The following is a 15,218-nucleotide window of genomic DNA, read 5'->3' as shown; positions in this document are numbered from 1 at the left end:
GTCAGGATGCCTCTCATTCTGGAATTTTCCGGCATGGAATGATCTAACAATCGGCATCAAGACGATTATAAAAGCTGCCGGATGTGCCTGTCCTGCGATTGTTGACATACCTTATAAATGAAAGTATTATGAGGTATTGATATCAGATATTTCATTCACAGTATTTGCCCCCCCCTCTTTTGACCCGTAACAGTAATTTAGATTTTCTTATATGAGTTAACTTGTGCAGATTAATGTCCTATTGAAATTTGTAAATTTGCTCTTTTTGAATGATTCTTGCTTCTCATCATTCTCATAACTTAATTATACATAAACAGATCTCCAGGCTTTTATTGTAAGAATTAAAGACTCAAAGGAGCCGTTATGGACAAGCAGATTCAAAAACGTGTATTCCAGGCTATGGAAGATTCATCGTTCTACCCTCATCCTGTTGCCGGTATACGTCAAAAAGACACGCATATTTCAAAAATATTTTTAACCGGAAATTATGTATACAAAATCAAAAAGCCCCTTGATCTTGGATTCCTGGATTTTTCCAGTCTTGAAAAACGCCGTTATTATTGCTGCAGGGAATTTTTTTTAAACCGCCGGCTGACAAATGATATTTATCTGGATGTGGTAGCCATTACCCGCAAAAATGGTGTTATTTATCTTGGAGGAAAAGGAGAGCCAATAGAATACGCTGTCAGAATGCGTCAGCTAAGTGATTCAAAATCATTGCATAATATGATCAAAGCCGGAGAAATCAACAAAATGGATTTGGTTTCACTGGGCAGGATACTTGCTCAATTCCACTTTCAGACACCTAAAAGCGAATTGCTCCATACAGGGGAAGGATGGGAAAATATTTATGATGCCTGCCGGGAAAATTTCAGACAGACAAAAGACAGCTGCGGAATCTTTATAGACAAAGAGATATGGGAAACAGTGCGGGGAGCAACCCTGTCCTTTTTAAAAAATCATCAATCTTATTTTAACCGTCGGCTAAAGGCAGGCAAGATCCGTGATTGCCATGGAGACCTTCGAACCGACCATATTTATTTTACAGATACCGGTATTCAGATCATTGACTGCATTGAATTCAATGACCGTCTGCGCCATATAGATGTTATCAATGATCTGGCTTTTCTTTTGATGGATCTGGATTTTAATGAAGAACCCGGCTTTGGAGACTGCCTTTTAAATGAATTTCTCCGGCATACAAACGACTTGAATGGATTTTTGATCCTTGCTTTTTATAAATGTTACAGGGCTTTGGTACGGTGCAAAGTCAATTGTATTTTCCTGCAATCCCACGATCTTCTGAAAGCAAAAAGAAAATTTGTTCATCTGGATGCCATCAAATATCTTGATCTTGCATCTCAGTATGCGCTCCAGTTTTTCAGGCCCCGCATATGGGTAATTTTCGGAAAACCGGCAACAGGAAAAAGCACCATTGCAAAAAAATTATCTGCTGTGCTTGGAATAAAAACGATTCGATCCGATGCCGTTCGAAAACAGATGTTCGGGCTCCAGCCCTACGAAAGCGGCACGGACCTTTTTGGAGAAAAACTATATTCACCTTTGGTAACATCTCTAACCTATGGAAAACTTTTATGTCTGGCAGGAGAAGAAATCAAAAAAGGAAGATCCGTTATTCTGGATGCAACTTACAGCAAGGCAAAGCACAGAAAAGAAGTGATCTGTCTGGCAAAGGAAAAAGGTATTAAACCTGTTTTCATTGAATGCCGTGCCGGAGAAAAAACAATAAAAGAGAGATTGTTGGAAAGGCAATTCAGCCCATCGGTTTCAGATGCAAGAATTGATCATTTTGAAAAACTCACTGCCCGATACGAACGGTTCCGGTATGCCGGGAATGCTCTTCACATTAGTGTGGACACGGCATTTCCCCTTGAGGATGTCTTAAGAAAAATTTTAATTAAAGCATTCCGAATTGATGCAAAAGCCATGATTGATATCGGTCAAACCGAATCAAAAATGGCATATAACAACAGATAAGACTTAAGTTCAAAACAGATGTAATACAGATGCTCAATGATTTAAAACAGGCTTTTCAAAGCCATGATTTAAGATAAGGAGGGTATCATGTTTAAACATATCCTGGTTGCAACAGACAGGGTAAGCCGTGCCGATGCTCCGGTATTGACGGCCCTTGATCTTGCCGGACAATACCATGCCAAACTGACCGTCCTTCACGTCCTTGAGCCTGGTTTCACAAGCAACACGGAACAGGTTAGCCCCGACTATACTGAAACCATAAAAACCAAACTGCACAAGACCTATGAGAGTGATGTAACTTACTCCCATATCGTCAGATTCACCATACGAACTGGTTGCCCATGGAAAGAAATACTCAATGAGGCCCATAATCCGGATACAGACCTGATCATTTTAGGTCCGCACTCCAAACAGACTGAAAAAAAAGAGGCGGTCAGGAAAAACAAAAAAATCGGAAATACTGCCCGAAAGATACTCACCCGGAAAAACTGTCCAATGATGATCATTAACAAACCAATTGCAAAAGAAAAGCTCAAGTTCCAAAAAATAATTGTGGGCATTGATTTTTCCATATCCTGTGAATGCGCGCTTTGCCTTTCTGTTAAATTATCCCGGGATTTCAACTCAATTCTTTATCCGTTTTTCATGATTCCGATTCCGCCATATCCGAAATATAATGGGGTTCACTACAAGACGGATATGGATGCGTTAACAAAAAAACTTGAGGAATTCTGTGATGTTTACCTGGATGGAACAGAGCATGAATATAAGATCTGGGGAGGTGCCCTGCCGCATCAGGAAGTGCTGAAATGTGCAGAAAAAACAGATGCAGATTTGATCATCCTTGGATCACACACAAAAAATGATACTGGAAAAAACTATGCGGGAAAATGGTATGCCGGAAGTGTTGTAGAGCGCGTCAGCTTTAGAGCCGATTGTCCGGTTCTGGTCTTGAACGACCCTAAAGCACTTGAAAAATGGCATGATATCCAGATACCGGATCAAAACAGGGAAACTGCAACGGACCGATCTATTAATCTTTTTCATCTAAAAAAAAGAAAAGGGCCTTCTGCTTGCTAATCCGGCTCATATTCATAATTTTGATCATTACGCTTAATATTCCGGGCATACCATTTGCGGTGGTGATGATTAAAATAATACATCAAAACCGGTAAACGCTCAAGGATGTGAAGCCCTGGACTGGGCTTCCAGTTCAGTTTATTACGGGTATAGGAGGTATCGACCACCAGGGGCCTGTCGACATAATCAATCATCCAGGCCCTTTCATAAGTTTTTTTTCCGGCAAGAGTATTGACAATAAATTTTCCATGCAAAGCTATTTTCAAAGGAAACAAAGGCATGTTCACAGGTTTATCCGAAAAATTCTTCTTGCATTCCCTTCGAATTATCGGAAACAAATCTTTTTGATATGTGCAGCCGGACTGGGATGCAAACAATATTTCAAACCGGTCAAGACTATCATTTTTCTCAACGATTCTCCGGACAATTTTAACCACATCCCTGCGGTGAATATAAGGGAATCCTGACTTTCCCTGTCCCGGCACCATCTTTCCGACAAACGGTTTGCTCCAAAGATTCATGACACTGAATAAAGGAGGAAGTTCACACCAGTCTGAAAACACCCCGCCAAGCCTCAGTACTATTGCCGGGACCCGGTCTGAATTTTTGGCAAACAGTTTTTCTCCCATGGCCTTGCTTTTAGAATATGCCATGCGACCATAGACCAATGATTTTTCCGTCAACACTTCTCCCTGGGCAAGAGGCTCAAGTGCGGCAATGCTCCCGGCAAAAAGAATCCGTTTCACACCTGCTGCACAGGCGGATTTGATAATATTCCGGGTGCCGATAACATTGGTATCGCTGTATTCATCCTGCCATTTTTCACCAAAACCCGTAAAGGCTGCAAAATGAATCACATAATCAATGGGCCGGCCCCGTGAAATCCCATTTTTAAAAATCAGGTCCAGGCAATCTTCATCAACGACATCACCCTTTTCCCATCTGACATTTGGCGCAACTGTCTGTAGTTTTTCAGACGGAAAGCGCCTGTAAAGTCCGATAATATGATGATCCCGGGACAATTCCGCACACAGTGCCGAGCCCAGGTAACCGGATGCCCCGGTGATCAAAATCGTATACCCCATTTTAACCCGCTTGACAATAAAAACGCATCACAGAGAACGCATCATAAAAGATATCTTACAATTAAATTTTGCCTTCAAATCTCGGCATAATACCACCGATAACAGGTTCGTAATATTGATATTGGGTTTTTTCTCCGATTAATTCGTCTATCTTCTTTTGGATAGCCAGCCGTTCCTCATTGTTCATCCACCGGTTCCAGTCTTCAATCTTATTCCATGTACTGATGATAAGATATTCACCCTCAACGGCCAGGCTTGAAAATGTCTGGGCTGTAATATACCCTGGCTGGACGATAGCCTTGGTCCTGAGTTTTAGAATCAGGGGAACCAGCTTATCTGCTATTTTTTTATCTTTTACGCTTCGCCTTATAATTACACAAACTGCCATAACAACCTCCTTTTCTAACCATAATAAATAAGTTAAGGCTTCCTTTGATAAAATCGGGTATTATTATTGCCTGCCTGACAAAACCCACAGAGAAGCCATTAATAAAAAAAACGGTTGGATAATACTCAAATATTGAAGTTGAGGTGAAGTTGAGTGTAAATTGAGGATCAGTTGGTGGTGATTGTTTAAAAGAACTTTAGAAAACATTAGTTTCAGCCGGATTCAGACACAGCACTCTGACGATTTTCAGTTATTATGCAGTGTAACAAGTTACCGGATTCAATGTCAATGATTAACACCAAGGATTTCAGGCCGGCAGGAAGTTAATTATCTTGACAGAACTCAGGTACATGGTTTATTTTAAACGTATACATACAATTTTGAAGCCTCAATCAGTTCTCTTTCTCAATTCTCTTTTTTTAAACTCCATCGTAACCATGTGCTGTCGCAGCCAACTTTAATTTTTTTTTATTCTAAATGATCAAATTCCAGGTTCCTATTAACCCCAAAATAAGGAGATAGCTATGGACGAAAATAAAATTTTACTTCCCTATAATTTTACAGATATGGATAAAAAAGCACTGGAGTTTATTTGCCGGACTTATGTTAATCATGACGATGTGAGTGTGACGGTTTTCCATGCGTATTCTCCGGTTCCTGATATTGATGTGAGCAAAAGCAGCGTGATGGAAAAAATGTCAAGCAACCTGCATTATCTTCGCCGTCAGGTCATAGACCAGGAAAGCAGGATGATTGAAATCAAACAATATCTTTTAAGCGAGGGATTTAAAGACAGCCGGGTGAATTATTTGTATCTGCCCAAGAAAAAGGATATTGCCAGAGAAATCATCCAGCTGGCCAGAGACGAAAGATATCATACAATTGTGCTGAGCCGGTCCGGAACCGTAACAAGTTTTTTCATACCCAGTGTATTCAACAAAGTTGTGACAACTCTTAAAAATGTCACTATAACGATTATCACCTGAAAACCATGATCAAAAATTTAATTTCGCACTCCTGCTTGTAAGACTTTAAATTTAAAAATAATCAAGGAGAAGATATATGAGCATTGAAAACAAAATCAATATAGATCTATTTAAAGTTATTAAAAGTGCCATGCACACATCTGCAGACCTGGAAAGCATGGGCAACAATCTGGTTCAGCTTATGACCGGTGCCCTGGATATCAAGGGATGCAGCCTTTTTGCAGCAAACCCCCAAAAAAAAGAACTGGATATTTTCACCACCTTTGGCTTGAGTACAACATATCTGAGAAAAGGTGCGATTTCGTCCAAAAAAAGCATTGCAGCCATTTACAACAAAAAACCGGTTGTGATTAAAGACACATCAAATACAGACCTTCTTCAATATCCTGAGGCTGCACAAAAAGAAGGCATAAAATCAATCATTTCACTGCCGGTTGTTTTTTCAGGCAAGATCATCGGTGCGATTCGTCTATACCATCATCAATCATGGGATGTATCAGATCATGATCTTGAAACATTGATGCTGTTCACCGACCATGTGGGCATGGCTATGACGTATACACGCCTTTTAAACGCGTTTATGCTGATCAAGGATACAGTTCAAGATGTTCACGACATTTGGGTGGACCCCTGTTGATATTCTGTTTCACCCTTTGTGATGGGTTAATTTAAAAAAAACCCATCACATTTTTTAAACAGACCCTCATTAGCCCTCACAATAAATATCTTTATAAACTTTTTGCGATATATCATTGAGTCGTTGCCGGAGTTGCCTAAATTGATCCAAAATGACTTTTGCATCAGGTGTCAAAATTTCTTATTTACCGGTCCTACATCTTCCATGGTACTGTAATTGTCAAGCTGATAAAAAACGGCTGTACGGTTCTTGTTTACACAGTTTCTGAAGATATACAGGAAAACATCAAGGCTCAAGCCCTTATTGAATTTGTCAAAAATTGGTACTGTTTACCGATCATGTGGACATCTCCATACTGACGACAAGCACTTGATCTATCCCCCCGATTCAAATTTAAACAAACCCATCCAAAAACACGCAGTGAGTCTTAAAAGTTATTTATAGTTAATAAAAGTTATTTTATTCTGTTTAATTGTAAAAGCAACCGTTATTTACAACAACATATAGAGTTAAACATAAAATTTAATCGTGTCCCAGCCATCGATAATGCTTTCAGATATTGGAACTTTTCAAAAAAAGAAAAGAGCCTTTGGACATAGCCATGCTGACGATAGGCACTTAATCTAAAAAATCCCCCGATTAAAATTCAAACAGCCCATCCAAAAAACACGAGGCTAATTTCAAAAGTAATTTATGGTTGACAAAAGTCATTTTATGTTGTTTTATTCTGTTTGATAATAAGAACAACCGTTCCTTACAGAGAAACATAGGATTGAACATGAAATTTAACCGTGTCCCAGCTATTGATAAATGCTTTCAGATATTGGAACTTTTCAGAAAAAGAAAAGAGCCTTTGGGCATAACCGACATATCCAATGAACTAAATCTTAACAAAAGTACGGTTTTTAATATTATATACACAATGTTGGACTTACACATTTTGGAGGACAGTGAAAACAAATTTATTCTTGGAGCAAAACTTTATACACTGGGGAAAGCTGCCGAGCAAGGATCTAATCTGATACGAAGCATTCATCCATACTTGAAAAAGATCAGCCTAAAAACCAATCTTTCCGCCTTTCTGGGCATACTTTCCGGCTTAAAGGCAGTTATAATTGACAAGTCGGATTCTTCTTATAATCTCAAGATTTCAGCTGATATCGGTACTAAAATTTCCATAATTAGCGGTGCTCATGGCAAAGCCCTTCTGTCGCCGCTCCAGGATCACGAGATTCAAGAGATCCTGTCATCCATCAGCCGTAAAAACAATAAACGCCTGCCAGTCCTGGATAAAAAAAAATATCGAGCCGCCATCACAACGACCAGAAAAGAAGGAATCATCTATGAAAGCGATGAATATATAGAAGGAATAAGCGCATTGGCAGTACCATTAAAGCTTAACCGGAAAGATTTTCAATGTGCTATCTGGGCGGTTGGACTAAAAAACCAGATCACAGAAAAATCACTTCAGTCATATAAGGATCTTTTAAAAGAGATCGCAAACAAAATCGAAAGCAAAATATCTTTACAATCAATTTAAGGAGGGGAAATTTATATGTTATTACCCAAGTTTGAATTCCATGAACCGACCTCCATCCAGGAAGCCATTGAATTAAAGAAAAAACATGGTAAAAAAGCAAAGTTCCTGGCTGGCGGTACGGATCTTCTGGTCCATCTTAAAAAAAAGCTGGTCACAGCAGACCACATTATCAGCCTATCCGAAATTGAGGCGCTGTCCCAGATCAAAGAAGAAGGGGATGCCGTTACAATCGGTGCCTGTGCAACCATGGCCCAGCTGTCCAAATCAAAGATCATTCAGGAAAAATTTTGTGCCGTCAAAGCTGGTGCAGACAATCTTGGCACCCACCTGATCAGAAACAGGGCAACCATTGGCGGGAATGTCTGCAATGCAAGTCCGGCTGGCGACACTATCTGCTCTCTTATTGTCTACCAGGCACAGGTTGTCTTACAAGGTCCGGAAGGACAGCGCAAAATGGCCATTGAATCTTTTTTCAAGGGTCCGGGCAAAACCGATATAAAAGACGATGAAATCCTGGTTGGATTTCAATTGCCTTTGCCGGGCAAAAACAGTGGTGCCCACTATATCCAGTTAGGAAAAAGAAAATCATCTGAAATCAATGTTGTTAATGTGGCCTCATTTATTGAAATCGATCCGGCAAATCAGACTGTTAAAAATGCCATTATTGCCCTGGGATCTGTTGCAGCAACCCCAATCAGGTCTTTTCATGCTGAAGAAGCATTAAAAAACAGCGCCGCAAATGAAGCGGCTTTTTATGAAGCCGGTGAAGCAGCCAGACGCCAAGACTGCAAACCCATTGATGATTTCAGGGGAACAGCCGACTACAGAAGGGCCATGATCGGCGTATTGACCAAAAGGACCCTTGAAAAAGCCTGTAAACAGGCCACAGCCCAATAAAAGATATCAGGAGACCATATGAAACGGATCATCAAATGTACTATAAATAAAGAAACATACGAACTTGCAATAGAACCCAATCAAACGCTTGCGGATCTTCTCCGAAACGACCTGGGCCTGACCGGTACAAAAAAAGGGTGTGACACGGGCGATTGCGGTGCCTGCACTGTTATTTTAAACGGCGATGCCGTCAATTCCTGCCTTGTTCTGGCGGTTCAGGCAAATAACGCAACCATTGAAACTATTGAGGGCTTAAGCACTGAAGACGGCCTGCATCCTCTGCAGGAAGCCTTTGTTGAACATGGGGCCATCCAATGCGGATTCTGTTCTCCCGGAGTTATCATGTCTGCCAAAAACCTTTTGGACAAAAACAGCAACCCAAATAACCAGGAGATCAGAGAAGGCATTTCAGGTAACCTTTGCCGGTGTACCGGATACCAGAAAATTTTTGAAGCCATTTCATCTCAATGTTCGGACAAATAAGGAGGCACCCATGAAAAATTTTGATGTTATCAGTACCCGAGCCCATCGAATTGATACGCCGGACAAGGCAACGGGAAAAGCTATTTTTACAGCTGATATTTCCAAGCCCGGCATGTTGTACGGTGCCCTGCTCCAAAGCCCCCACCCCCACGCAAAAATTCTTTCCATTGATACTTCCAAGGCAGAGGCCTTAGAAGGGGTCAAAGCCGTTATAACGGCAAAAGATGCAGGAGATGTCAAATACGGCGTCTCTCCGGCACGGTATGATGAAAACGTATTTGCCATTGACAAGGTTCGGTATATCGGCGATGAAATTGCCGCTGTTGCCGCAACTTCCCTTGAAACCGCGCTGAAGGCTGTTGAATTGATCCAGGTGGAATATGAGATTCTGCCTGCGGTTTTTACGGTGGAAGACGCTTTAAAAGAAGGCGCTCCCCAGGTACACGAGGCCTTTGCCGGAAATCTCAGTGCCGAGGTTCACCACGAATTCGGCAATGTTGAAGAAGGCTTGAAAAACAGTGATATCATAAAAACCACGACCATGAAAAGCAAGCGCCAGGACGGTGCCTGTATTGAAATGCAGGCCTGTATCGCGGAATATGACAACAGGGGAACATTGACCTTGACCACTTCCACCCAGGTTCCCCACTATGTTCAAAGGACCGTGGCCATGGTATTGAAAATGGATGTCGGAAAGGTCCGAGTTAAAAAACCTTATGTGGGAGCCGGATTCGGTATCAAAGCCTCTGCAAACGCCATGGAACTTGCCTGCTGTATACTGACCAGAAAGCTTAAAAGACCTGTTAAAATGGGATACACCCGTGAACAGGTCTTCATGCAGGCACGGGCACGGCACCAGTTCACCCACAAAATTACCACGGGTGCAAAAAAAGACGGCACCATAATGGCCCTTAAACACGAGTGTTACCTGGACGGGGGAGCTTACACAAGCTTTGGCATTGCCACGGTATACTACACAGGATCTCTTCTTGCAGGGCCGTACAAGCTTGACAACATGAGCTATGACGGATACCGTGTATACAACAACAAACCCACTTGCGGTGCCCAGAGAGGCCACGGTGCTGTAATTGCCAGAGCCTGTTTTGAACAGCAGCTTGACATGATTGCAGAAGAGATCGGTATGGACCCCCTGCAACTTCGCATCAAAAATATGATGAACACCGGTGACACTACCTGCAATGATCTGAACATGAGTTCTTTTGGCATGTCCGAATGTATTGAAGCAGTTCGCAGCGGCTCTGACTGGGACAAAAAGAAAGGAAATATGCCTGAAGGCAAAGGCATTGGAATGGCCTGCGGCTTTTTTGTATCAGGTGCGGGATTTCCAATTTACCGGTCCGACACCTTCCATGGCACCGTCATTGTAAAACTAACGGAAGACGGCGGTACAGCTCTGGTTTATACGGCTTCTGCAGAAATCGGTCAGGGATCTGACACTGCATTTGCCATGATTGCGGCAGAAGCATTGGGCATCCCCCTGGAAAATGTCCGCCTCGCATCAGGGGATACGGACATGGGCGTTGACTTGGGTGCTTATTCAAGCCGCCAGACCCTCATGACAGGGCATGCCACCAAAGAAGCAGCCGAACATGCCAGACAGCAGGTATTGGATGTGCTGGCACAACAACTGGATATTCCTGTAGAACAGATGGATATCAAAAAAGGCTTTATCGAATTCAAAGACCGAACTCCTGATTTTTCAGCCTTAAGAACCAGATACATCAAAGAACACAGGGGATGGACAGACAATCCTGATTCAGACAAGCTGACTTTTAAAGAAGCATCAAGAATTGCATTTCTTGAAAAAGGTTCCATTGTCGGAACCGGCAAATACCGGCCTCACTTTCTTGGCGGAAAATTCAAGGGAGCTGCCGTGGGTACATCTCCGGCATACGGATGCAGCGCCCAGATAGCAGAAGTTACAGTTGACATGGAAACCGGCCAGATCACCATTGATAATATTACAGATGCCCATGATTGCGGAAAAGCAATCAACAAGACTTCGGTTGAAGCCCAGATGCAGGGATCTATTTCAATGGGCATCGGTGAAACCATGCATGAAGAAGTCATATTCGACAATAATGGAAAGGTTCTGAACAGTGACCTGGCAGAATATAAAATTGTTACATCCATGGATATGCCGCCGGTCAATGCCATTGTAGTTGAAAGCGATGAACCCAACGGTCCCTTTGGAGCAAAAGAAGTGGGTGAAGGTGCAATAATGCCTACTATTCCCGCTATTTTGAATGCTGTTTATGATGCAACCGGCGTAAGAATTGGCGAACTGCCGCTGACACCGGAACGCGTTTACAATGCAATCCAGGCTTACAAGGACAAACTAAGCGCATAAACATATGAGATATGCAAGACAAACAATCCTTCCACAGATCGGCACCAGCGGTCAGGCCAAACTTTTTAAAGCTTGTGTCCTCATCGCCGGTGCCGGTGGCTTGGGTTCAATCTCTTCATATTATCTGGCCGCAGCCGGCATTGGGAACCTCATCATCGTGGATAATGATACAGTCGAACTGAGCAACTTGAACCGGCAAATTATTCATTGTGAAGCCGACCTTGGGAAACCCAAAGCCGTTTCGGCCGCCCAAAGCCTTGAACGGTTAAATTCATCCATACGGATCAGACCGGTCAAGGTAAAAATCACAGATGCATCCATTTGTCATTTACTGGAAAATGTGGATATCATAGTGGATGCCTGTGACAATATACAAACCCGGCATGTGTTAAACCGGGCGTCACTGAAAAAAAAAATCCCATACATATTCGGAGGTGTCAATGGATTTGACGGCATGGCATCAACCTTTATTCCCGGAAAAACACCCTGTTTTAACTGCCTGTTTTCAAATAAAGACCGCCGGGAAACCATAACAGGAATTATCGGCCCGGCTGCCGGGGTTATCGGGTCTTTCCAGGCCATGGAAGCAATCAAACTTTTATTGGATATCGGAAAAAATTTGAGCAACCGTCTGATCAGAGTTTCCGGTATGGATATGCGCACAACCGTCACACCCCTTGAAACTCATCCGGCTTGCCCGACTTGTCATGGCATAAATTCAAAAAAGGAAAACAGTCAATAACAGCTTATGATTATTATATTGAACGGCCTGAAAGAAGATGTACCTGAAAATATCAGCATTCAAGCCCTTATTGAATTTGTCAAAGAGGGAGACCCGCATCTGATCGTTGAACAAAACAGCAGGTATATCTACCCAACTGACTATCACAGCACCATTGTAAAAGAAAACGACGTCATTGAATTTATCAACCCGGATCTTGGCGGATAAAAAAAGAGTTCATCAATATGAAATTATACAACAAAAGCAAAATCAAATCACTGCCCGTGGAAGAGTCCGTTGGAACAGTTCTGGTTCATGATATCACTAAAATCATACCCGATCTGTTCAAAGGTCCTTGTTTTAAAAAAGGACATGTGATCACCCAGGAAGATGTGGAAGAATTACTTGACATTGGCAAGCGTCATATTTATGTGGCAACCCTTAACGGAGAACTTCATGAAAATGATGCGGCCATTAGAATTGCTGAGGCAGCCGCGGGTCCCGGAATCAATCTGAGTGCCCCTCAGGAAGGAAAAGTTAATTTTTCATCTCAAACAAACGGATTGTTAAAAATCAATGTATCCGCCCTTGAAGAGATCAACAGCATTCCGGATGTTATTTTTGCAACCCTGCACACGAATCAAACCGTTCAAAAGGGAAACGATCTTGCCGGTACAAGAATAATTCCCTTGTCCATTGATGAAAACCGGATCATTGAAGTGGAAGAGATTTGTAGAAAACACTTTCCCATCATTCAGGTCAAACCGCTTCAATGTTTGTCCGTCGGCCTTATTGTAACCGGTTCCGAAGTATATCATGGACGGATAAGGGATGGATTCGGCCCTGTGGTGGAAAAAAAATTCAAAGAATTGGGAAGTCCTGTCATCAAAAAAACCATTGTCAGCGATGACATGGACATGACGGTTCAAGCCATTCATGACAATATCAGTGCTGGTGCCCAAATGATTGCGGTTACAGGCGGAATGTCCGTTGATCCGGATGATCTGACCCCGGCATCCATCAGGGCTGCGGGAGGAGAAGTTATTACTTACGGAGCCCCTGTCCTGCCCGGAGCCATGTTCATGCTGGCCCATATCAATAATATCCCGGTAATAGGCCTGCCCGGATGCGTCATGTATCACAGGGCCAGTATTTTTGATCTAATCGTGCCCAAACTACTGGCCGGGGAAAGTATTTTAAAATCCGATATTGTACAAATGGGACATGGAGGGTTCTGCTCAAGCTGTAAAACCTGCAGATATCCGTCATGCAGTTTTGGAAAATAAGAAAATGGTTCGGCACCTTAAGCAAAAAGACCGCTCAACACCAATCTCTGCCGTTATCCTGGCAGCAGGGTTATCGTCCAGAATGGGCGATTTCAAACCCTTGCTGCCATTGGGCAAAACAACAATAGTGGAAACCGCTATCAATTTGTTCAAGGCGCATCAAATTAATGATATTGTTGTTGTAACCGGCCACAATTACAATTTGCTTGAACCGATAGTGAAAAAAGCAGGTGCCCTTCCAATATTTAACTGTGAATATTCATCCGGGATGTTAAGTTCCATTCAAAAAGGCGTCCAAAATATCCGGCCGGAATATTCAGGATTTTTCCTTCTTCCGGTAGACATTCCTGCTATTCGCCCTTCTACCATCAAGTTAATGATACAGCAGTTTCAAAAGACCCCGGATAAAATCATACTGCCTTATTTTGATGATACTCCAGGCCATCCGCCCCTGATTCCAGTCGGTTTAAAAACAGATATTCTCAATTTGTGTGATGGATCAACTTTAAGGGATGTGATGCTGTCCCCGGAAAATCAAAAAATACCTTTGAAGGTTTACGACAGAGGCATTTTAATGGATGCCGATGACAAACAAGGGTATGAGCATATCTGCCAAAAATTTAACAGCCTGAACATCCCGGACAAAGAAGAATGCCTTTCGATCATCAATGACATATTGCCCGAGAATGACCCAATCCGAATTCACCTGGCAGAGGTTTCATTCGCAGCATTGAAAATTGCCAATGGCCTTCCCCATCAACTGAATACAGACCTGGTGATTGCCGCAGCAATCCTTCATGATATTAAACGAAAAGAAAAAAACCATGCCAAAGCAGGAGCTAAATTTATAAGGGATCTTGGGTTCGCAGAAGTATCAGCAATAATTACCCAGCACATGGACATTGATATTGATACCGCATCTGAGGTCAATGAAAAAGAGGTGGTTTATTTTGCCGACAAACTCTGCAACGGCAATGGTGTTGATTTAAATTACCACAAACGGTTTTCAGAAAATTTAATGAAATTTCCCTGGGCCATAACATCCATTTCAAAACGATATGAAAATACTAAACTCATACAAGCCAGAATTGAAGAATCTGCCGGAAAATCCGTTCGAGAAATTATCTCATCCTGACCCCTTGATCTTTCTTTTAAGGCATGGCCGGATTAAAGACCATGAAACAAAACGATTTATCGGGGCAACGGACGTTGAACTGGACCCTATGGGTATAGACCAGGCTCTTTATTGGAAAAAAGCTTTTTCATCATTGAATTTCGAAGCTGTTCATTCAAGCTCTCTCCAGAGATGCACCCGCACGGCAGAATTGATTGCCAATGATAAAAAAATCATAACATCTCCGGCACTCAATGAAATACACATGGGAAAATGGGATGGCTGCTCTTTTGATCAAATCAAACAGCAAAGCGCCAAAGAGTTTGAAAAAAGGGGCAAAAATCTCGATACCTACAAAACACCCGGCGGCGAAAGCTTTCACGACACTTCATGCCGTGCTGTTCCTTATTTTAAAGACTGTGCAACCACATTAAAAAACAATATATTGTTCGTCACTCATGCCGGTGTGATAAGGGTGATCCTGTGCCATCTTTTAGGTATAAAACTTGCCGATCTTTTTCAAATAAAAATCAGCTACGCCCAGCTTTTTGTTATTCAACCCGACTTACCGTCTTAAAACCGCAAAACTTACAAACTAAAAGCTATTTCATAAAAAACACTACTCAATGATT

The 15,218-nt window shown here is 42.1% G+C and carries 15 protein-coding genes; 13 read left to right on the top strand and 2 right to left on the bottom strand.

What is annotated here, in order from left to right; all coding sequences use genetic code 11:
• The first annotated feature begins 363 nt into the window (after window positions 1-363).
• On the top strand, window positions 364-1,998 hold the full coding sequence (locus tag TOL2_RS08565) for a bifunctional aminoglycoside phosphotransferase/ATP-binding protein (protein ID WP_014957098.1): 1,635 nt from the start codon (window positions 364-366) through the stop codon (window positions 1,996-1,998).
• Between the two features lie 87 nt (window positions 1,999-2,085).
• Window positions 2,086-3,078: a universal stress protein gene (locus tag TOL2_RS08560; RefSeq protein ID WP_014957097.1), complete on the top strand. Its 993-nt coding sequence runs from the start codon at window positions 2,086-2,088 to the stop codon at window positions 3,076-3,078.
• Here the strand turns inward: TOL2_RS08560 and TOL2_RS08555 are convergent.
• Both TOL2_RS08555 and TOL2_RS08550 read right to left on the bottom strand, forming a co-directional pair.
• Window positions 3,075-4,163: an NAD-dependent epimerase/dehydratase family protein gene (locus TOL2_RS08555; RefSeq protein WP_014957096.1), complete on the bottom strand. Its 1,089-nt coding sequence runs from the start codon at window positions 4,161-4,163 to the stop codon at window positions 3,075-3,077. The genes TOL2_RS08560 and TOL2_RS08555 overlap by 4 nt on opposite strands.
• 61 nt (window positions 4,164-4,224) lie before the next feature.
• Entirely contained in the window at window positions 4,225-4,551 is a 327-nt protein-coding gene (locus tag TOL2_RS08550; RefSeq protein WP_014957095.1) for an antibiotic biosynthesis monooxygenase family protein, read from the bottom strand.
• A 524-nt stretch (window positions 4,552-5,075) separates the two neighbouring features.
• Here TOL2_RS08550 and TOL2_RS08545 point away from each other — a divergent pair.
• The 11 genes from TOL2_RS08545 (at window position 5,076) to TOL2_RS08490 (ending at window position 15,163) form a co-directional block, all read left to right on the top strand.
• Window positions 5,076-5,537 carry a universal stress protein gene (locus TOL2_RS08545; RefSeq protein WP_014957094.1) on the top strand — a complete coding sequence of 154 codons (462 nt, stop codon included), beginning with the start codon at window positions 5,076-5,078 and terminating at the stop codon, window positions 5,535-5,537.
• Window positions 5,538-5,613: 76 nt separating this feature from the next.
• Window positions 5,614-6,174: a GAF domain-containing protein gene (locus TOL2_RS08540; RefSeq protein ID WP_014957093.1), complete on the top strand. Its 561-nt coding sequence runs from the start codon at window positions 5,614-5,616 to the stop codon at window positions 6,172-6,174.
• A gap of 778 nt (window positions 6,175-6,952) precedes the next feature.
• Window positions 6,953-7,714 carry an IclR family transcriptional regulator gene (locus TOL2_RS08530; RefSeq protein WP_041279378.1) on the top strand — a complete coding sequence of 254 codons (762 nt, stop codon included), beginning with the start codon at window positions 6,953-6,955 and terminating at the stop codon, window positions 7,712-7,714.
• 15 nt (window positions 7,715-7,729) lie between these two features.
• Window positions 7,730-8,611 carry an FAD binding domain-containing protein gene (locus tag TOL2_RS08525; RefSeq protein ID WP_014957090.1) on the top strand — a complete coding sequence of 294 codons (882 nt, stop codon included), beginning with the start codon at window positions 7,730-7,732 and terminating at the stop codon, window positions 8,609-8,611.
• A gap of 18 nt (window positions 8,612-8,629) precedes the next feature.
• Window positions 8,630-9,094: a (2Fe-2S)-binding protein gene (locus tag TOL2_RS08520; protein WP_014957089.1), complete on the top strand. Its 465-nt coding sequence runs from the start codon at window positions 8,630-8,632 to the stop codon at window positions 9,092-9,094.
• A gap of 10 nt (window positions 9,095-9,104) precedes the next feature.
• Entirely contained in the window at window positions 9,105-11,465 is a 2,361-nt protein-coding gene (locus TOL2_RS08515; protein ID WP_014957088.1) for a xanthine dehydrogenase family protein molybdopterin-binding subunit, read from the top strand.
• A 4-nt stretch (window positions 11,466-11,469) separates the two neighbouring features.
• Entirely contained in the window at window positions 11,470-12,207 is a 738-nt protein-coding gene (locus TOL2_RS08510; protein ID WP_014957087.1) for a HesA/MoeB/ThiF family protein, read from the top strand.
• Between the two features lie 6 nt (window positions 12,208-12,213).
• Complete coding sequence (gene thiS / locus TOL2_RS08505) at window positions 12,214-12,414, top strand: sulfur carrier protein ThiS (protein ID WP_041279377.1); 201 nt, start codon at window positions 12,214-12,216, stop codon at window positions 12,412-12,414.
• Window positions 12,415-12,431: 17 nt separating this feature from the next.
• Window positions 12,432-13,472 (top strand): molybdopterin-binding protein, encoded by a 1,041-nt coding sequence (locus tag TOL2_RS08500; RefSeq protein WP_014957085.1) that lies wholly within the window; start codon window positions 12,432-12,434, stop codon window positions 13,470-13,472.
• A 4-nt stretch (window positions 13,473-13,476) separates the two neighbouring features.
• Window positions 13,477-14,607 (top strand): DVU_1551 family NTP transferase, encoded by a 1,131-nt coding sequence (locus TOL2_RS08495; protein ID WP_014957084.1) that lies wholly within the window; start codon window positions 13,477-13,479, stop codon window positions 14,605-14,607.
• Window positions 14,531-15,163, top strand: a complete 633-nt coding sequence (locus TOL2_RS08490; protein WP_148278083.1) for a histidine phosphatase family protein — start codon at window positions 14,531-14,533, stop codon at window positions 15,161-15,163. Before TOL2_RS08495 ends, TOL2_RS08490 begins: the two co-directional genes overlap by 77 nt.
• Window positions 15,164-15,218 lie beyond the last annotated feature (55 nt).

This window comes from Desulfobacula toluolica Tol2, from assembly GCF_000307105.1.
In the GTDB taxonomy this organism is placed as follows: Bacteria; Desulfobacterota; Desulfobacteria; order Desulfobacterales; family Desulfobacteraceae; genus Desulfobacula; species Desulfobacula toluolica.
This window is presented reverse-complemented; position numbering and strand designations above follow the sequence as displayed.